A 19585-nucleotide genomic window follows, 5' to 3' on the forward strand; every position below is an offset into this window, starting at 1 on the left:
TTAGCTGTTCACCCGGCCGAGGTAGTCGCTCGAGCGGGTGTCGACCTTGATCTTCTCGCCGGTCGTGATGAACAGCGGGACCTGGATCTGGTGACCGGTCTCCAGGGTGGCGGGCTTGGTGCCACCGGTGGAGCGGTCGCCCTGCACGCCGGGCTCGGTCTCCTGGATCGTCAGCTCGACGGCGGCGGGCAGCTCGACGAAGAGCACCTCGCCCTCGTGCTGCGCGACGGTGGCGGTGAAGCCCTCGATCAGGAAGTTGGCGGCGTCACCGACGGCCTTGCGGTCGATGTGCAGCTGGTCGTAGGTCTCCATGTCCATGAAGACGAAGTAGTCGCCGTCCATGTACGAGAACTGCATGTCGCGCTTGTCGACAGTGGCCGTCTCGACCTTGACGCCGGCGTTGAAGGTCTTGTCGACGACCTTGCCGGAGAGCACGTTCTTGAGCTTGGTGCGCACGAAGGCCGGGCCCTTGCCGGGCTTGACGTGCTGGAACTCGACGACGGACCAGAGCTGGCCCCCGTCGAGCTTGAGCACCATGCCGTTCTTGAGGTCGTTCGTGGAAGCCACGGTTGCGGAATCTCCTGGACTGACGCGATGGACGACCCGGTGCTGCGAAAGCGCGCTTCAGAGCGCGAGCAGCTCCTTGGTCGTGATGGTGAGTAGCTCGGGTCCGCCGTCCGCCTCGGGGCGCACGACGAGCGTGTCATCGATCCGGACCCCGCCCCGGCCAGGGAGGTGAACCCCCGGTTCGACGGTGACCGGCACACAAGCGTCCAGTCTACCCATGGCCGCGGGCCCCAGCCTCGGGTCCTCGTCGATTTCGAGGCCCACACCGTGTCCGGTGCGGGGCGCGAGGGCCTCGGTGTACCCGGCGGCGCCGAGCACCTCGCGGGTCACCCGGTCCACATCGCGGCAGGCGGCGCCGGGCCGCAGCGTCTCGCGTCCGGCCCGCTGTGCGGCGAAGACCACGTCGTACAGCTCGATCTGCCAGTCGGCGGGCGAGGTACCGATGACGAACGTACGGCCGATCTCGCAGCGGTAGCCGTGGTACGCGGCGCCCAGGCACACCGAGAGGAAGTCGCCCTCCTCCACCCTGCGGTCGGTGGGGCGGTGCGTGATCCGGCCGGAGTGCGGTCCGGTGCCCACCGAGGTGGCGAAGGCGGGGCCGTCCGCGCCGTGGTCGACCAGGCGGCGTTCCAGCTCCAGGGCCAGATGCCGTTCGGTACGCCCCACCAGGATCGATTCGAGCAGCTCACTGAGTGCCTGGTCGGCGATCTCGGCGGCGATGCGCAGACAGGAGATCTCCCCCTCGTCCTTGACCAGTCGCAGCCGCTCGACGGCGCCGCCGAGGTCGGCGAGCCGGAGCCGGGGCGCGACCGTGGCGAGCGCCCGGTGCCGGGCGACGGTCAGATGGTGTTCCTCGACGGCGAGCACCTGTGCGCTCTCCGCGCCCTCGGACATCAGCAGCCCGGCGGCGGCGACCGCCGCGTCCACGCCCGCCGCGTCGAGCACCTGGATCCGCAGCGCCTCGTCGGGCCGCCCCTCGCCGAGCTCGGTGCCGAGCGCCTCGCCGCAGAGCAGGACGTCCTCCTTGCCGCCGAGCAGGAGTACGGCCCCCTGCGGGGCGACCCCGGCCAGATAGCGGACGTTGGCGGGCCGGGAGACCAGCGCCGCATCGCTGCCCGCCGCCGCACAGTGATCCCTCAGCCGCTCACGGCGTGCCGCGTACACCTCTGCCATGAGCCGAGCGTACGAGCGAGCCGCGAATCCGGCCGTTCGTAGGCGGCCGACCGGACGACGGGCAGCCCCGGGCCGTGTCCGCCGCCGTCACCACTGGGGCGGGCTGGCGATCGCGCGCCCGAGGACCTCGTCGAGCACCTGCGCGGTCGCGGGCACGTCGAGCTGGGAGTTGTCGATGATCGGCAGCCCGGATCCGTACCAACCGGCCATCCGCCCATGGATGCTGGCCACTTCCTCGTCGGACAGCCGCCGGTTGCCGCTGCGCTGGGCGTTGCGCTCCAGGACGATCTCCAGGCCGGGCAACAGCACGACCGGCAGCAGGCCCGGCCCCACATGCCGCTTCCAGCCACCGAGGCCGATCACCGGACGGTCGGGGAAGACGGCGTCGTCGAGGATGCAGGAGATGCCGTTGGCGAGGAAGTTCCGCGCGGCGAAGCCGCAGGTGCGGCGGGCGAGCCGGTACTGCGCCTCGGAGTTGTCGTTCCAGCCGGACTGCGGGTCGGCGAAGCCCGCGCGCACCCACTCGCGTACGTCGTCGAGGCTGATGTGCGCCGTGGGCACCCGCCTGCGCTCGGCCCAGTACTTGGCCACGCTGGTCTTGCCCGCCCCGGCCGGGCCGATGAGGAGAACCGCGAGAGTGGTCGCGGTCGCGTCCGCGGTCTCGGTGGGCGGCGGCGCGCTCGGCATCGCGACGGGCGCGCCCGAGGGCAGCCGGATGTGGCCGGTCACCTCGGGCGAGGGCGGCGGCGGCAGCTGACTGGCCGGAGGGGGTACGGAGGCCGCCGGAACCGCTCCCTGGGGTGCCGGGGCGGCGGCGGGTACCGGAGGGTGCGCGGGCGGCACCGGCGCCATCGGCTCGGACACCGGGGAGCCGAGGCCCGGCTCGTGCGCCGTTGCCGCGTCCACGGCGCAGTCCGCGCCGACGGGGGGCAGGCCGCCCTGGAGGAGGCGCAGGCCGAGCGGCACCGTGGGCGGTTCGTTGGCTGCTTGCCGCGCAGCTCCGGCCCGGCCCGGGACCGCTCGCCGGCCCGGCGGCGGCAGCGGTGGTCCGCCTGCGTGCTGCATCCGGTCCCACTCCGTCTCGTACAGGCAACTGTCTTACGCATTGCGGGTGTTGAGCTGTCCGGTCCCTTCGGTGCAGCTCAAGAGCCCCGACGAACGGTACCTTCCCCGCCCGTCGGAAGATGAACGGGCCCGGGCAGCGCAAAGTGCCCGGGTCCCCTTTGACCGGTGCCGATGCATGCGGATCGGCCACGTCCGCCGGTGCCGGCGGCCGGAATCGCGCCGGCACGGCAGAGCGGAACGGCGGGCGAAACGGAACGGTTCGCGAAGGTTCCGGGTTCCGGTCGGCTCACCCCGGCCGAAGCCACTCCATGGCCGCCGTGACCATCGCCTCGACGCCTGTCGGCAGGGCGGTGCGTACGTCGACGCTGAAGCGGGGGCTGTGGTTCGAGGGCAGGGCCGCCATCTTCTCGGCCGCGGACGTACCGGGAGCACGGGCCCAGTCCGCCGCCCCGACCGCTCCCAGCATCCAGTAGGACAGGGCGATCCCCCGTCGGCCGTGGACCTCGTGTCCCGCGTCGCCGTACAGGGCGAAGTCCTCGGTGGCCAGGCTCGGCGGCCACATCGCCACCCGTTCCGGGCCGAAGCGCCGGACGTGCGCCTCGCGCACCCGGGCCGTGGCCGCCGGGTCCGGATGCGTCGTCGGGGAGGCGGAGACCCGCTCGATGTCCGGCTCGCGCGGGCAGCCGGAGGCCGTGCACTCGGCGCGTATCACCCGCTCCACCGCGGCCGTGGCGCGGGCCAGCGACTCCGGCCCCACCGCCCGTACGGTGAGGCCGAGTTCGGCACTGTCGGGGATGATGCTCGCCCGCTGCCCGGCGTGGAAGGAACCCACCGTGACGGCGACCTGCTCGGAGGGAGCGCATTCGCGGGCCACCACCCCCTGCACCCGGGTCACCACCGAGGCCGCCGCCAGGACCGGATCGACCGCGAGGTGCGGCGCCCCCGCGTGACCGCCCCTGCCGTGCACCACCACCCGCAAGGTGACGCTGCCCGCCGTCATCGGCCCGTAGGCGTGCGCCACCATGCCGCCGGGCAGCGGGGCGGTGTGCTGGGCGAGTACCGCGTCGGGCGGCGGGAAGCGGGTGTAGAGACCGTCGGCGAGTACCGCGCGGGCTCCTTCGAGGGTCTCCTCCGCCGGCTGGCCGAGCACCACGAGGGTGCCCCGCCAGGCCTGCCGCTGCCGTGCGAGGAGGGCCGCGGCACCCGCCACCGCGCTCAGGTGCAGGTCGTGCCCGCAGCTGTGCACGGCCGCGCACTGGCTCGCGTAGGGCAGACCGGTCTCCTCGCGGCCCGGGAGGGCGTCGAGTTCGGCGCGGAGCAGCACGGTGGGGCCGGGGCCGTTCTCCAGTACGGCGACCACGCCGGTGCCACCGACTCCCCCGGTGGTCTCCAGGTGCGCATCCTTCAGGAAGCTGGCGAACCGGTCGGCGGTGCGCTCCTCGGCGCCGGAGAGTTCGGGATGCCGGTGCACGTCCAGACAGAAGGCGGTCAGCGGACGCAGTACGGCTGCCAGGCCCCCGAGGACGGTCCCGTTCGCCTTCGTGGGTGCGGCTTCTGCGTTCATGGGGACATGGTCCATGGCCGGACTCGGGAGCGGTACGGCACCTCACTGACACAAGGTGTCAGTGAGGTGTCAGCGGCGCACCGGGCCTTCTGTCGGCCACCGGCGGTGGAATGCGGGGGTGGCAGGACCGCCGGGAGACGCCCCGGCGGCCACTCGCACCCAAGGAGTCATCATGGACAAGACGCCGCTGGCCTCCCTCGCGGACGAGATCCTGGAGCTGGAGTCGGAGACCTTCGAGATCTCGGACTACTCGGACGCCAGCGAGGTCGTGCTCGCCGGTTCGACGAGCTGCAGCTCGACCTCCACCTGCTCCTCCACCACCAGCACCACCTCCTGCAGCGCCTGAGCCTCACGGCTCACGTACGCAGCACGTTCGCCCCGGCTCCCGTCGTCACGGGGAGCCGGGGCGAACGCCCTTTTCCGGTACGGGTGTTCAGTGCCTCACGGGAACGGGTGCGGCACCATGCGGATCTCCGCCTCGGTCAGGTCCGTCGGGCGCAGGCCGCCACGCCGGGCCGCGGTGCGAAGCCGCGGTAGGTACGGGGCCCGCTGCCGGGTCCAGCCGAAGTCGATCGGGAGCAGTCCCGGCACCAGCGCGCAGACGGTGTGCAGTTCCATCCCGAGCTGCTCGGGCGTGGTCTGGTCGACGACGATCACATCGTGACCGGCCGCCGCCAACTGGTCGACCACATAACGGAGTTCGTCCGCGAGGTCGCCGCTGCGCGGACGCTCACTCGTGTTCCAGTCGCCGTAGAGCTCGGCCATCGGGCGGCGTCGGGCCCGCAGGTAGGGCGCGACGTGTTCGGTCATCCGTGGCAGACCGTAGAGCTGTGCGTGGTCCTTGAGATGCTTGACCAGGGTGAAGTCCTCGGCCATGGCCTCCAGTTCGGCTCTGCGCTCGGCGACCTGGCCGGGCAGGTGCGGGATGTAGGTGAGCACCTCGGACAGGGCGGCCTCCAGCGCGGCCACCGGGTCCAGGGCCGCGCCCGCGCCGAAGGAGTACGTACCCGGGCCGCCGTCCCTGCGCACCGCGAGCCCCGTCACGACCGGGACGGACAGGTCGATGCGGTTGTCGAAGGCGTGGACGTCGTAGCCCTGCAGGGCGGCGCGGTCGGTCATCATGCGCACTGCCGCCGAGTCCACCGTGGCGAGATCGATCTCCGGCAGGGTCAGGCCGCTGTACCAGGCGGCCAGGAAGGCGTCCCGCTCGATGAGTTCGAGCAGGGCGCCGAGCGTGGCCTCCTCGCGACAGCTCCCGATGGCGCAGCCGTTGGAGCACTCGAAGACGAAGTTGTCGGCGGCCAGACCCGCGCTGTAGTGGACCAGGCGGGCGGGTACCAGGACCGGGCGCGCGTCGCGCAGCGAGTGGCCGTGCACCCAGGGGATGGGGCGGGCCGGGTCGAAGGGCGAGACCATGGGGTCGGTGCGATAGGTCTCGGGCGCGTAGAAGCCGCAGGTGGCGGGGTCCAGCGCGCGCTCGCCCAGTTCCTCGTAGGAGGCGGTGAGCAGGGTGCTGCCGGTACGGCGGTGGGTGCCCGCGTAGCGTTCCAGGCCCTCCAGGAAGGCGAGGTCGCGGCTGTGCCGGAAGCTGTTCGCCTGACCGCTCCAGGTGACGTCGGTCAGTCCCGCGTAGCCCCGCATGAAGACGCTGCCCGCGACGGGCGCGGTGGTCGGCGAGGTGACATTGATCCAGGTGCCGCCGCCGAGCACCCCGGTCACGGGGTTGGCCAGCGCCTCGGTCGGCAGCGGGAAGGAGGCCGCGGGGCGCAGCCGGGCGCTGTCCGGGGAGGGTTTCGGGCGGGGTTCGGGTACGAAACGCGCCGCCTCGGCGGTGTCGCTGCCGCGCGGACCGCAGTACGGACACAGGGGGTCGGCGAGCAGCGGTGAGGTCCGGACGCCGAGGGTGGCCAGGTCGAGGCGGGAGATCTGCGGCAGCCGTCGGTCCGCCTCGGCCGGGCCGCCGGGCGCCGGGGCCGGGCCGCCGAGGACTGCGGTGTGCAGGGCGAGGGCCGCGTCGAGGTGATGTGCGGTCAGGTGGGGCGAGTCGGCCGAGACGGGGGTGGCCTTGGTGGCGGGGCCCGAACCGGTCTCCAGCGCGTCGCGTTCGCTGCGCGAGCGCAGCCGCTGCCAGCGCATGGCGAGACACTGGCCGCAGGCCGGTGTGCTGCCGTCGCCTCCCCAGGGACCGATCAGTACGGCCTGGGCGGTGAGGTGGACGGTGGCCGCCTGGCGTACGGGAGCGAAGGGGTCGTCCGCGCGGGAGCCGAGGGCGTCGTGCACGCCGACGGTGACCACCGCCGGGGGGCGGGTTCCGTCCGGCGCGGCGGCGGCCAGTGCCTGCTGGAGGATGCGGCGGGCCGCTTCCATGGCGGTGCCTTCGGACGCCTGGACCGGGGTGTCGTGGCGGGCGGGCTCCGGCGCGGGGGCGGGGGCCGGGGCCGGGAGTCCGGCTGTCATGTGCGGTTGCTCCATCGGAAGACCTTGAGTCCCAGGGCGCCGAAGACCACCGCGAAACCGAGCAGCACGGCACAGTCGACGCCGATGTCGGCGAGGCCGCCCTCCCCGGTCAGGCTCGCGGAGGCGGCGTCGTTGAAGTAGTAGAGCGGCAGGGCCTTGGCCACCGCCTGGAGCCAGGACGGCATCATGTCGATCGGCAGGAAGGAGCCGGACAGGAACGCCATCGGCACCATCAGGCAGTTGGCCATCGCGGCGACCGCCTCGGGGGTGTCGGCGCGGGAGCCGATCACCACGCCGATGGCGAGGAAGGCGGTGATGCCGAGGACGAGTACCGGCAGTGTCAGTGGCCACTGGGCGTCGAGCGAGAGACCGAACGGCGGCAGCATCGCGACGGCCACGAAGAAGACCGACTGCACCAGGCCGATGCCGACGGCCAGCGTGTAGCGCGAGCCGAGCACACTGCCGAGCGAGGTCGGGGTGAGCCGGATCAGGCGCAGCAGGTCGTCGCGCCGCCACTGCATGAGGGTGAAGCCGATCCCGAAGACGGCGGCGTTGGCCACTCCCCAGGACATCACCCCGGGGGCGATGTAGGAGATGTAGCTGCGGCCGGTCTCCTCCAGTTCCTGGTCGCTGAAGATCAGGCCGAAGACGACCAGGAAGATCAGCGGGAAGGCGAAGGTGAAGAACAGGGTCGCCTTGTCGCGCACCGCCGCCCGGTGGCCGGCCGCGGTCAGTGCCGTGTACGCGCTCATGCCTGCTGCTCCCTGGTGTGCGATCGCGGGTGCGTGCCCTCGGCACCGGCGTCGCCGGTGAGTTCGAGGTAGACGTCCTCCAGCGTGGCCGTACGGGTCATCACCTGGTCGAGGCCGGTCAAGGCGTCGAGGGCCTGAAGTACCTTGCCGGGAACGGTGGTTTCCAGGACCAGGGAGCCGCCCTGGACGGTGGCGCGCTCGACGCCCTCGATGGCCGCCGCCTCCGCCACGGCGAGGCGGTCGGCGGGGAGCATCAGGCGTGCGGGCGCGCCCGCGGCGCTGACCAGACGGTGCGGGGAGTCCAGGGCCCGTATCCGGCCGGCCACCAGGATGGCGACCCGGTCGCAGAGCGCCTCGGCCTCGTCGAGGTGGTGGGTGGTGTAGACGATGGTGCGGCCCTGCTCCTTGAGCGTGCGCAGGACCTCCCACAGATCGCGGCGGGCCTGGGGGTCGAGGGCGGCGGTGGGTTCGTCGAGGAAGATCAGCTCCGGTCCGTGGACCAGTGCGGAGGCGATGGCCAGGCGCTGGCGCTGGCCCCCGGAGAGGTTCTCGACCAGGACGTCGCGCTGTTCCTCCAGGCCGACGGTGGCCAGCGCCCGCTCGGCCGCGGCCCGGTCGGCGCGGTAGAGGGCGGCCACGGTGACGAGGTGTTCGGCGGCGGTCTGGCGCACGAAGAAGGCCGAGGACTGGGTCTGCACGCCCATCCGCGGCAGCAGCGCGGTGTTGCGGGGCCAGGGTGCGTGGCCGAGCACGGTGACGCTGCCGGAGTCGGGGCGGCGCAGGCCCTCCATGATTTCCACCAGGGTGGTCTTGCCCGCGCCGTTGGGGCCGAGCAGCCCGAAGAACTCGCCGCGCCCGACCGTGAGGGACACCCGGTCGAGAGCCGGGCGGTCCTGGTACTGCTTGCTGATCTCGTGCACGGAGATCGCCGCTTCGCCGCCCGCCGGCGGTTTTGGCGGCTGGTTCCTGGCGGAAGCTGTCATGGCGTTGTGCCCCTCGGTGTGGTTCGGTTCGTGGCGCGGGGTTGGGACTGGGTCACGGGTCAGCGGGTGGTGAGGAAGGCCCAGACGGCTAGTAAGGCGCCGGTGAGCAGACCAAGGACGAGCAGTGCGGAGCCGGTGCCGTAGGCGGTGTACAGCCTGCGGGCGCGCGGCGGGTAGGCCTCGGCCCGGGGGCGGTCGCGCAGCCACAGCCTCATGTACTCGCCGCTGCCCGGGGCGAGCCGGGTGACGCGCAGGGCGTGGCCGAGCATCGTGTAGCCGTCCAGTGGCGGCAGCGGCACCAGGTTGACGAGTGCCTGCACGCTTCCGGCGAGCAGCAGTACGGAGAGGACCTTGCGGGTGGAGTCGTCCGCGAGCAGTCCCCACCACGCCCAGAACGGCAGCAGGAAGAGCAGGTTGGCGAAGGCGCCGGCCAGGGCGACCGCCAGTTGCTGCCTGCGCCTGCTCAGATAGCGGTAGTTCTCGACGGTGCAGTACATGATCGCGGCCGGCAGTCGCCAGCGAAGACCGATCTCCCCCACGGTGCCGCCGACATGGCGGGCGGCGATGCCGTGGGCCAGTTCGTGCAGGGCGGTGCTCAGCCAGAGCAGGGTGGCGACGGCGACCAGGGGCACCGGCCGGTGCAGCAGCCACCAGGTGTCGTCGGCCAGGGCCGGTACGTCCAGGGCGAGCACCACTTCCATGGCCAGGCACAGGACGACCAACGGCACCAGTACGACGGGGTGCAGCAGCGGACGCAGCAGGCGGTGCAGCCGGGCCGTGGTGGCGTCGGCGTCGGCGACGAGGCGCACGCTGCCCTTGCCGAGGGTGCCGGTCACCGCCCGTGCGGAACGCTCGGGCGGTGACGGCAGCGGGCCGCCCGCAAGCAGGTGACGGCTGCCGAGCAGGCCGAGCAACTGCTGCCAGTTGGCCTCGCCGAGGCGACGGTTGAAGGCGCGGCCGTACTCGGTGCCGATCTCGGCCAGGGTGCGGTGGCCGTCGAGGCGGGAGACCAGGAAGTACTCCTTGGGTCCGATCTCGAAGGCGGTGCCCGTCACCGGGTCCTTGACGAGGTGGACCGTGGCCGCGCCGCTGAGCAGCGGCGGGGACAAAAGAATGCCGTCCCGCAGCGCGGGCCGGTGGCCGAGGAGCCCGCCGGGTTCCGTGCGGGTCACGGTGTCACCGCCGCCTCGTCCTCGCGGAGCACCCGACCGAGCAGGTGGGAGAGGTAGGCCTCGTCGCGGATGGTCACATGCAACCGGTTGTTGGTCATGTGCATGTACGGGGAGAGCAGCAGCGGGAGCGCCTGCTCGGGGTCTTCCACCCGCTCGTCACGGGTACCGTCCCAGGACCGGAACACCAGCTGTCCGTCGAGCGCCAACCGCTCGGCGCGGGCGCGCAGTTCGAAGCAGTGCTCGGCCCAGCCGCGCAGGAAGGCGGGCAGCCGGGACGGCTCCCGGGCGGCCATCGCCTCGCGCACCGCGGCGAAGCGGGCCGCTAGGCCCGGCGCGGTCTGCGCGTACTGGCGGTCGTACTCCTTCGACCCGATGAAGTTGGTACCGGGGAAGGCGCGGTGCCAGAACTGGTAGTAGCGGTCGAGGTAGTCGCCGAGCTGCCCGCGGTCGGGCAGGAAGGCACTGGCCATCACCATCATGAACTGGGCGGAGGTGCCGAGCAGGACGGTGCGCAGATGCAGGTTCATGGAGCGCAGTGCCTCCATGACCAGATCGCTGGAGTACGCGAAGTGCCACTCGGCGAGCTCGATACCGGCCGGGCCGCCGTACTTGCCGTACTCGGGCTCGTAGGGCTCCCAGGAGAAGGAGTTGTTGGGGCGCAGGTTCATCCGGCCGTCGGCGCCCATGAAGGAGGCGCGGTCGCCCTCGGGGAACTCGATCTCGAAGAGGGCGTTGTAGAACTCGTTGAGGAAGCCGGAGTCGACCTCGTAGAGCGCCGGCCTGGCCTTGAGGAAGTCGCCCACGGCCTGCTCGGTGCGGCGCCGCACTTCCTCCTCCAGGCCGCTGCGGGCCGGCTTCACCCGCAGCCTCACGTGCGGGCCCTCCAGCCAGTAGTTGATGAAGAAGTGGCCCGATATCAGGCCTTCCTCGGTGAGTGCGGTGAGCAGCGGCCGCACACAAGTGGTCAGGAGGGGCCCCGGGTTGGCGGCGTAGAAGACGTGCAGTGCCTGCCAGGCGCCGGGCCCGGCGCCCTCGGCGGTGGAGGTGTTCGGCTCGGACATCACAGAGCGCCCTTCGGTTCGCGGCTGGTGAAGGTCTCCACGGCGAGTTCGGCGACATGCGCCCCGCGCCCGGACCGTACGTGCAGTGCGCCGTGGGCGGGCAACACCTCCCGCAGGACGACCCGGTGCTCCGGATTCCCGAGGAGGGTCTCGAAGGCGGCGAGCGAGAGGGGTCCGTCGAAGTCCACGTACTGGGGTTTGGCGCCGACCGCGGCCGGTCCCGCCGAGACCGTGGCGAAGACCTCGCAGGGCAGGCCGTGGCGATGGCGCCAGCGCTGCCAGGCCAGGAAGCGTTCCGCCTCGGTGGCGCCGGGTGCGGCGGCGGGGAGCCGGCCCGCGGTGGTGGTCCAGCTCCGGCGGCTGAGCACGATGTCCTCGTGGACCACCCGGGGCCGCGCGGTGACGCCCTCGTGTTCCGCGCCCTCGGGGACCCCCGCCCACACGTCCAGCGGCGACATCGAGGACGGGGACAGGAGCAGCAGAGTGCGGGCGATGGCGGGCAGCGCGAGCGGCACCAGATAGCCCAGGTAGACGGGGACGACCTCGCGGCCGAGGCGGCGGGAGCGGAGCAGCACGCGCCCCGCGCCCGGGTCGTGCTCGGCGTAGAGGTCGTCCAGGTGCAGCTGCCGGTCCTCGGGGACGCTGCCCGTCTCACCGGGGCAGACGATCTGGTAGTCGGTGAGGCGGCCGTGCAGATTGAGGTTGGTGGTGACCGGGCCGCCGGTGACCTCCGCGAGCACGGCTCCGTTCGGGGTGATCCGGGCGGCCGTGGCGCGCAGTTCGTCGCCGAGCGGCACGGGGGCCTGTTCGTAGGCGTGGGTGAAGCGGCTGAACGGGAAGGAGAGACCGCCGTAGGAGCGGTTGAGCACGGTCAGCTCGGTCCCGGCCGCCGGGTCGCGCACCAGTTGGATGTGGTGGCAGCGCGGGGCGAACGAGGGGGTGACCGCGGTGAGTTGGCCCGCGACCTCGGCCAGGGCGTCCGCGTCCAGGCGCAGTTCGGGCGCGCCCGGCGGGTGTGCCGCCCAGGCGGTGCGCATCCGTGAGATGAAGGCGCGCCGGGCGGCGTCCAGGGCCTTGATGCCGCTCAGCCCGAGCCAGTTCTCCTCGGGGACGTACTCCCCCTCGGAGCTGATCGGGGTGCGCCGTGCGGTGAAGGAGAGGTACTGGTCGAAGAAGTCCTCGTGGAAGTCGTGGACCAGGCCGAGCAGGTCCTCGCAGCGGCCGCCGGTGCCGTAGCGCGCGGTGAAGAAGCCCTCGAAGGTGATGCGCTGGGGCAGCGTCAGATCGAAGGCGGGCAGCACGCTCTCCACCCGGCGCATGCTGCCGCCGTCCCCCTGTGCCCAGGTGGGCGGCGTGCAGTGCACGTCCGTGCCCGCGGAGACGTCCTCGTAGAGGAGGGTCTGCGGGAGTACGGAGTCCTCGGCGGCGCCGAGTTCGCGCTGGACGTTGCCCAGGCTCGCGCGCAGGCCGCGAAGGAGTGCGGCGCGTTCGGCGCGGTCCGCGGCCGGATAGCGGTCGAGGAGGGCGGCGGGCTCGTCGAGGAGGGTGACGAGGCGGGCGGCCCAGGCGGTGCCGAGGCCGGCCAGGGCGCGGCTGAAGGCGCGCAGCGGATCGCCGCTGTGCACCTCGGTGTCCAGGCAGGGCACCCGCACGATGCCGAGCTGGAGCAGGGCCGCGAGGTAGGCCTCGCCGCCCTCGGCGTCCGCCTCGTGCTCGGTGGTGAGCCAGGCCGCGAGTTCGTGGTGGCGCAGTTCGGTGCGCTCTTCGAGCAGGGCGATCAGCCGGTCCAGGGTGCCGCTGCGGCGCAGGAAGAACAGCCGGTCCTTGACGGCGTCGAAGGTGACGGCGGCCGCGTCGTCACCGGCGGTGATCCAGCGGCGCACATAGCGGACACGGTCCTCGTCGCGGCCCCATCCGGAGGCCAGGCGCAGCGGCAGGTCGCGCCTGAACTCCGGCCGCGCCAGGATCAGTTCGGCGAGCCGCGCCAGGACGACGACGTTGATCCGGACGTGGCTGGTCCATTCCTCCTCCATGCGCACCACCGGCGGCCCGTCCGTGGCGGCGGCTTCCCCGGCCACGAACGAGCCGGTGGCCGACGAATCGGTGGCCGACGAATCGGTGGCGAACGAGCCGGTGGCGACGCCGGTGAAGGTGCTGAAGGGGCTGGTCTTCAGGGCGGTGCGGTACAGGTACTGCACCACCGAGCGCTCCACCTTGCGCATCCGGCCGCTCGGCCGTGGCCCGGACTTGGCATAGCCGTCGAGCTGTCCGTCCAGGGCGGGCGAGGCGAGGAGCAGCCCCCCGCGCAGCCGTTCGTCGTCGAGCAGGTCGCGCAACGCGGCCCGGGAGGCGGCGAGTTCGTCGTCGAGGAGCCCGGGGCCCTCGGCATACCTGGCCTCCAGTTGCTGCCGGGCCGCGATCCATTCGCGTACCGGAGCGGCGGCGGGCGGGTGCGCCGCGGCGACCAGGTCCAGTGCCCGTACGGGGTCGGCGGGCAGCTTGTTGTTGTGTATCCGGCGGCGCAGCGCGAGCAGTTCGCGGCGCTGTGCGGCGCCCTCGCCACCCGGGGCCGGGTCGGTCGCGGCGACGGCCTCGTGCAGCAGGTCGCTGAGGTGGCCGGCGGCCCGGCCCAGGGACTCTTCCGCGGCGACGACGTCGGCGGCCCAGCGGCCCGCCCCGGGGCAGCGCAACTGCTCGGTCACCGCTGCCGGGAGGCCCGCGACGCGCAGCATGAAACGGTCGCCGGTGTGCCACCGCGCGCTGTCGCCGCCGGCTGCGGGGAGTTCGGCGGCCGACGGCGTCGGGCCGGTGTCCGCCGTGGAGATCGGGGAACTCATCGTCATCCTCTCAGGCGATCTCGTGACGGAAGTCGGCGGGGCGCGGGCGTTCGTTGCCGAGCGGCATGATCAGCAGCGGCGCCTCGTCCCCGTCGTCGAGTCCGAGTTCCTCGATGTAGGAGATGTTGTCGAAGCCGAGCGCCACACCCGCGCCGAGGCCGAGCGCCGAGGCGGCGGTGTAGAAGGTCTGGGCGATGGCCCCGACGGTGCCGTTGACCAGGCGGTAGCCCCGGTCCCCCACCGCGTCCAGGACGGCGCGGGTGCGGACGGTGGGCACCAGGACGGCGCCCGCCTGTTCCAGGTTGTAGTTCGCCAGGAAGTAGTTGCGCTGGAGGAAGGAACCGGGCGCCCCGGGCACCACCAGCTTCAGGGCGTGTGCCGCGGGGTCGTAGGCGTAGGCCCCCGGTGCGATGCCCTCGACGTGATTGACGAAGGCGTAGAGCGTCGCGAGCCCGGGGCCCTTTGGTGTCTCCGCCTCGCTGCCCAGGCCGGTACGGGCGCAGGCGGCGAGGGTGGTCGCGAGCTGGGTCGCGGTCAGCGGCCTGCTCGCCTCGAAGCGGCCGAAGCTGCTGCGGCGCTCGCGCAGCGCCCGGCTCACCGACACCTCGGGAAACTTCGGTGCGGGCAGCGGGTGCGCGCCCTCGCCCCGGGCGGGCAGGGCCGCGGCGGCGGCCAGCGCACCGGGCGCGGGACGTGCGGTGGCCTCGGCGGCGGTGGCCCGGTGGATGCGGCGCAGGGTCTCGAAGGTGAGGACGGTACGTGAGGCCTCCACGTCCCGGTGCCGGACGGCGGCGGCGGGCCGGGTGGCGGCGGCGGTGACCGGCGCCCGCTCCCAGCGCAACGGAACGACCGCGAAGATCCCCTCCTCCTCGCTCGGCACGCCGAGCAGCCGGGCGAGGCGCTCCTCGTCGAACCAGAGCGCGGGGGCGATGCGCAGCCCGAGCGGCCGGGCCCACAGCCGCCAGGTCCCGAGGAGCGCGCCCACGTCCATGCTGACGGCGTGGAAGGAGAAGGAGTTGTACTTGAAGGCGTTCTGCCAGTACTTCACGCCGAGGATCAGGAACTGGTCGGTCCGCGCCGCGTCGGTGTCCTCGCCGAGGGCGCCCCTGACCTCGGAGGTCACGTCCCCGGTGAGCAGTCTGCGCAGGCCGTGCAGCGGCGGGGCGTAGTGGTGCAGCCCGGGTGCGAGCGGCCCGCTGGGACCGGCCGCCCAGTACACGCTCACCGGGTAGAGGCCACCGCCGGATGCCGTGCCGCGCGAGAAGTTGGCGTGCGTCCAGTGCGGCAGTGCGGACAGGTCCGTGTTGGCCTGTACGCCGAGGCGGCGGCCGACGAGCCCGTAGGAGTCCTGGAGCATGCCCGCGAGGAGCGGCAGGGTGAAGGCCGCGGTGGCCTCGGTGTCCGGCGCGGTGGGCAGGCAGGCGGCGGCGATGTCCGCCGCCTGAGCCTCCGCGGGCCGTCCGGGCAGCGGGTAGGTCTCGGTGCCCGGGTAGAACTTGCTCTTGCGGGGGCGGTCGGCCCAGTCGGGCACGAAGTCCACGGGTTCCATCGGGACCCGGCCGCGCCACAGGATGTCCTTGGCGTAGTCATGGGCGTAACCCACGGGGTCCTCCTTTCAACGGGCACGAGCGGTACGAGGATGGAGAGCTCAGGGGAAGGGGTGCGGGGCCGGGTTGAGGTCCTCGGGCAGCAGCTCCCGGTCCCTCAGGCCCGCGGTGTGCAGTGCGGTCCGCATCCGTGGCAGATGCCGGGCGCGCTGCCGTGACCAGCCGAAGTCGATGGGCAGCAGGCCGGGTACCAGGACCGAGACGGTGTGCAGGCCAAGGCGCCGCTGTTCCGGCAGGGTCTGGTCGACCAGGACCACGTCGAAGCCGGCGGCGGCCACCGCCGCGACACAGCGCGCGAGGTTCTCACCGAGGTCGGTGGCAGCCGTGGCGCCCTCGGTGTCGGGCCAGGCGAGCTCGCCCACCTTCCGCTGCTCTGGCCCGGTCGCGGGCCCGCGCAGCAGGAAGTCGGCGTACTGCCCCATCTCCGGGATTCCGTAGACCAGGGGGTGGTCGTGCAGGGCGGTGATCAGGTCGAAGTCCTCGGCCATGGCGCGCAGTCGGGCCTCGTCGCCCTCGGTCCGCTCGCGCAGGTTCACCGCGTCGGTGGCGATCTCGCAGAGCGCGGAGGCCAGTGCCTCCTCCGGGTCCAGACCCGCGCCCGCGCCGAAGCACATCCGCCCGAGGCCCCCGTCGAAGCGCTCGGCGACGGCGGTCACCACCGGCACCGGAAAGCCGAGGCGGGTGTCGAAGAAGCGTGCCCGGTAGCCGTACATGGCGAGCCGGTCGACCATGGCCCGGGTGCCCGTACGGGTACTGCTCGTCACGTCGATCTCGGGCAGCGGCTGCTGTCCGTACCAGGTGAGCAGGAAGGCGTCCCGCTCGATGACCTCCATCAGTCCGAAGTACGCGGCCTCGGCCCAACTGCCGCCGGAGGCACAGCCGTTGGAGCTCTCCTGTACGAAGCGGTTCTCCAGGCCCGGTGCGTGGTAGTACGTGAGGATCTCCGGCACGAGGCGCGGCTCGGCGTCCCGCAGCGACCAGCCCCAGACCCACGGGATCTCCCGGTCCGCGGCGAAGGGCCGCACCCGCGGGTTGGCCGCGTAGAACTCCGGTGCGTACAGGCCGACTCGGCGCGGGTCGACGGCGAGTTCGCCGAAGGAGTCGAGGCTGCCGCGCACCGTGACCCTCCGGCTGCGCGAGCGCATCCCGGCGTACCGTTCGAGCCCTTCCAGAATCCCGACCCGGGCGCTGCGCGCGAAGGAATCGGTGTGCCCGCCCCAGAAGGTCTCCCGCAGGTAGGCGCCCGAACGCATCGAGAAGCAGCCGATGGTGGCCGAGGTGGAGGCGGAGGAGATGTCCTGCACCAGGGAGGGCCCGAGCGCCCCGCACACCGGGTTGGCGAAGGCCGCCACGGGCAGCTCGTAGGACTCCAGGGCCCGGGTGCGAAAGCTGCCCGGCCGGTGCTCGGGCGCGGGCGCGAAGTCCGGCCGGGCCCGCTCCGCGGTGTCCTCCTGGGGGCTGCCGCAGTGCGGGCACTCCGGATCCGGTACGAACGGATGCCCGCGCACGGAGAACGTCGCCAGGTCCAGGAGCCACACCTGGGCGAAGGCACCCTCGGGCGGTACGCGTCGTGCGACCGCCGTGGCGAGCCCCGCGAGCGCACCGGCCGCGAGCGGGGTGGCGAACGGCCACTGGCCGGTGGCCCGGGTGCCGCCGCCGAGTTCCAGCGCGTCCCGCAGAGCGAAGGAACGCACCGCCTGCCAGCGCCGCTGAAGGCAGCGGGCGCAGCCGGGTGCCTCCTTCGCCGGTACGGGTCCCACGACGGCGTGCCGTCCGTAGAGCCCGACCGGCAGCACGGCGGGGGCGGGGGCTTCGCCCAGCACGCCGGGTGCGGGGGCTTCCCGGTCTCCGTCGGCGGGGCGGACGACGAGCGGGGCCTGTTCCCGCGTCGCGGATCCGGCGAAGGCGTCCTCGAACCCCAGGGCGGACAGGCGCAGTTCGGGCCCGTCGAGTGCGGCCAGAGCGCGGGCCAGCTCGTCCGCGAAGCCGCTCAGGTCACCGAGTCGCGCCGTCCCCGTGGGCTCCGGCGTCTGCCGGGTGGGCGCGCTCACCGGGCCGGTCCGGTTTCCCGCTCGGGGAGGTGGTGGCGGGCCGTCACCGGGGGTCCTCCTTGGTGAGCAGCACGCGTGCGGTGTGGATGCCTGCGGCCGCCAGATCGGCGGCGCCGGTCGGGACCAGGAAGGCGTCGCGCCCGGCCGCCCGGAGCCGGTCGAGCACGTCGCTCCAGGGGACGGACGCGGGGGCGGCGGCCGGGTCCGCCGTGCCGGTCACGGTCAGCGCACGGGCGTCGAGGTCGCGCAGCAGCGGGTCCCCGGTGTCGGTCGGCCTGCCCGTCTCCTCGCGCTCGTACTGCACCGCGCCGAGCAGGTCGCGCAGGGCGGCGACGGCGGCGCCCCGGCGGCTGGTCTCGCTGCCGACGGCCCAGTGCGCGCCGTGCCGGGCGAGGAGCACACTCACGCCGGTGCGGCTCTGCTCACCCAGGTCGAGGAGTTCGACCGGCACGCCGAGCCGGTCCGCGGACCTGACCAGGAAGAGGAGTTCGGCGTCGGTGCCGGGCGCTTCGTCCTCGGCGGTGGCCGCGGGCAGCGGAACGGCAGCGGCGGCCTCGCCCCGCACGGCGCGCAGCAGGGCGTCGTGGGCGAGTGCGGAGAGCAACCCGCGGGCGGCGGCGTCGGCGGCCGAGGGCCCTGCGCCGGTGCCCGCGCTGCTGCGCTCGAAGCAGCGGTCGGTGTTGTGCGGCCCGAACGGACGCACCGCACCCGCCGGGACCAGGACCGTCTCCTTGGTCAGCAGCGAGAGCGCGGGCAGGCAGGGCGGCGTGCCCTCGGCGGGCAGCCCGCTGGCGAGGACCAGGGCGTCCGCGCCGATCCGCGCCGGTGCCGCGGTGCCCGGCCGCGCCTCGGTCTCCTCGACCAGGCCGCGGGCCGGTACCACGTGCTCGGCGTAGACACGGGCGGCGGCGTCCAGGGCGCGCAGCCTGGCTCCCGCGACATGGTGGACGTCGAAGGCCGTGACGGTACGGGCCGGGGCGTGGCCCAGGCCCAGTTCGACCGCGCTGATCTTCAACGGGATCTGGGTCAGCGGCTCGTCGGCGAAGCGGCGGAAGACACCCGCACGTGGACGGACGAGCAGCGAACGGGAGTTGAGCTCCTCGACGGCCGCCTCCACCTCGGCTGCGGTGGCCGGTGCGGACGCGCCCTCCGCCACGGCCGCCGTGCCGAGGTCGGCCTCGGCCGGCTGCGGCTGCTCGGCACACCGCGGGCAGCGCGGGTGCGGCAGCAGCACTTCGGTGCTCACGTCCAGGGACTCCATGTCCTGGACGACGATCTGTCCCTCGGTCTCCTGCGGCAGCGCGCCCGAGGTGAGCCGGAAGACCTCGTAGCCGAGAAGGTTGCCGGTCATCGCGGCCAGCGGGCGGCCCGGGGTGGCTCCGCCGGGCGCGGAGCCCGGCAGGGCGAGCGAGCTCCACAGGTCCGCGGCGGCGCCGCGGTCCCCGTTCGATCCGAGCCTGAGGGCAGCGCAGGACCAACAGCCCCTGCTGCCCCGGGCCATCAACGGCCCCACCACCAGGTCATCGCCGAACGGCCAGGCGGCCACCAGGCGTTGGCCCTCGGGCAGGCCCGCCGCGAGCAGCGCAGTGACCAGGGCGGGCGCCCCGGGGCCGGTGGCGAGGACCACGTCCCAGCCGTCGAGCCGGGACCCGGCCGGTGCGAGTGCGTCCTCGGGCAGCGGCAGCACCTCGACCGGGCAGCCGTCGGCCGCGGCCTCGGCGGCGTCCTCGCGCCAGGCACCGCTGTCGTGACCGGGGCTCACGCCCACGGTGCCGCAGCCGTTGCGGATCAGGCCGCGCACCGCCCAGTCGGCGATCGGGTCCGTACCGAGCACGGCGACCCGGGTGCCGCGGAACCGGGCGAAACGCTCCTCGGGCCGGTCCGCGTAGTGGTCGATGTAGGCGATCTGCGGCGCGAAGCGGCGGGCCACGTCCTCGGGGAGCGCCGCCTCGGCCGCCTGCGGCCCGGGGGCGGGGACGTCGCGGGCGAAGTCCCGTTCGTAGAGCGTCCTGACGAGTTCGCCCACCATCGCGCGCTGTGCCTCGCCGAGCCCGTTGCACAGTTCGGCCACGGAGTTCTCGCCGGTCAGGTGCGGGACGAGGAGGGTGGCGAAGCGGTAGGCCGATTTGGCGTTGAGCCGGAATCCGCCGTCGGCGTTGTGGAAGAGCACTCCGTCCGGGGTCTCGGTGAAGAGCACGTCCCGGCGGATGCGCGGCCGGGTCGCGGCGACGGCTTCGTAGCTGGCTGAGGCCATGAGTGGACCCCCTGTGGGCGGTTCGGAGCGGATCGGGGCAGG

General features: G+C 73.2%; 14 protein-coding genes. 1 reads left to right on the plus strand and 13 read right to left on the minus strand.

Going from position 1 to position 19585, the window contains the following annotated elements:
* The 4 genes from efp to HUT18_RS02955 form a co-directional block, all read right to left on the minus strand.
* The gene (efp, locus tag HUT18_RS02940) at window positions 1–567 is read right to left on the minus strand and encodes an elongation factor P (RefSeq protein WP_176097542.1); all 567 of its coding nucleotides are present in this window, start codon (window positions 565–567) and stop codon (window positions 1–3) included.
* Window positions 568–624: 57 nt separating this feature from the next.
* Window positions 625–1740 (minus strand): aminopeptidase P family protein, encoded by a 1116-nt coding sequence (locus HUT18_RS02945; protein WP_176097543.1) that lies wholly within the window; start codon window positions 1738–1740, stop codon window positions 625–627.
* 87 nt (window positions 1741–1827) lie between these two features.
* Entirely contained in the window at window positions 1828–2805 is a 978-nt protein-coding gene (locus HUT18_RS02950; protein ID WP_176097545.1) for an AAA family ATPase, read from the minus strand.
* Between the two features lie 286 nt (window positions 2806–3091).
* Window positions 3092–4369 carry an amidohydrolase gene (locus HUT18_RS02955; protein ID WP_176097547.1) on the minus strand — a complete coding sequence of 426 codons (1278 nt, stop codon included), beginning with the start codon at window positions 4367–4369 and terminating at the stop codon, window positions 3092–3094.
* Window positions 4370–4538: 169 nt separating this feature from the next.
* On the opposite strand from HUT18_RS02955, the gene HUT18_RS02960 reads away from it, so the two are divergent.
* Window positions 4539–4715 (plus strand): thiazolylpeptide-type bacteriocin, encoded by a 177-nt coding sequence (locus HUT18_RS02960; RefSeq protein WP_176104253.1) that lies wholly within the window; start codon window positions 4539–4541, stop codon window positions 4713–4715.
* Window positions 4716–4810: 95 nt separating this feature from the next.
* On the opposite strand, the gene HUT18_RS02965 is transcribed toward HUT18_RS02960, so the two are convergent.
* The 9 genes from HUT18_RS02965 to HUT18_RS03005 all read right to left on the minus strand — a co-directional run bounded on the left by HUT18_RS02965 (window position 4811) and on the right by HUT18_RS03005 (window position 19543).
* Entirely contained in the window at window positions 4811–6826 is a 2016-nt protein-coding gene (locus HUT18_RS02965; RefSeq protein WP_254878404.1) for a TOMM precursor leader peptide-binding protein, read from the minus strand.
* Window positions 6823–7578 (minus strand): ABC transporter permease, encoded by a 756-nt coding sequence (locus HUT18_RS02970; protein WP_176097549.1) that lies wholly within the window; start codon window positions 7576–7578, stop codon window positions 6823–6825. Before HUT18_RS02970 ends, HUT18_RS02965 begins: the two co-directional genes overlap by 4 nt.
* Window positions 7575–8561, minus strand: coding sequence for an ABC transporter ATP-binding protein (locus tag HUT18_RS02975; RefSeq protein WP_176097551.1), 987 nt, complete (start codon window positions 8559–8561; stop codon window positions 7575–7577). Before HUT18_RS02975 ends, HUT18_RS02970 begins: the two co-directional genes overlap by 4 nt.
* Window positions 8562–8620: 59 nt before the next feature.
* The gene (locus tag HUT18_RS02980) at window positions 8621–9733 is read right to left on the minus strand and encodes a metalloprotease (protein ID WP_176097552.1); all 1113 of its coding nucleotides are present in this window, start codon (window positions 9731–9733) and stop codon (window positions 8621–8623) included.
* A complete protein-coding gene (locus tag HUT18_RS02985) occupies window positions 9730–10794 on the minus strand; it encodes a lantibiotic dehydratase C-terminal domain-containing protein (RefSeq protein WP_176097554.1) in 1065 nt (354 codons plus the stop codon). The genes HUT18_RS02980 and HUT18_RS02985 overlap by 4 nt, the downstream gene beginning before the upstream one ends.
* Window positions 10794–13526: a lantibiotic dehydratase gene (locus HUT18_RS02990; RefSeq protein WP_254878925.1), complete on the minus strand. Its 2733-nt coding sequence runs from the start codon at window positions 13524–13526 to the stop codon at window positions 10794–10796. The genes HUT18_RS02985 and HUT18_RS02990 overlap by 1 nt, the downstream gene beginning before the upstream one ends.
* 115 nt (window positions 13527–13641) lie before the next feature.
* Complete coding sequence (locus tag HUT18_RS02995; RefSeq protein WP_176097558.1) at window positions 13642–15234, minus strand: SagB family peptide dehydrogenase; 1593 nt, start codon at window positions 15232–15234, stop codon at window positions 13642–13644.
* A gap of 45 nt (window positions 15235–15279) precedes the next feature.
* Window positions 15280–17289: a TOMM precursor leader peptide-binding protein gene (locus HUT18_RS03000; RefSeq protein ID WP_254878405.1), complete on the minus strand. Its 2010-nt coding sequence runs from the start codon at window positions 17287–17289 to the stop codon at window positions 15280–15282.
* 43 nt (window positions 17290–17332) lie between these two features.
* Entirely contained in the window at window positions 17333–19543 is a 2211-nt protein-coding gene (locus HUT18_RS03005; protein WP_176097559.1) for a TOMM precursor leader peptide-binding protein, read from the minus strand.
* Window positions 19544–19585: the final 42 nt, after the last annotated feature.

It is taken from the genome of Streptomyces sp. NA04227 (assembly GCF_013364195.1).
Classification (GTDB): domain Bacteria; phylum Actinomycetota; class Actinomycetes; order Streptomycetales; family Streptomycetaceae; genus Streptomyces.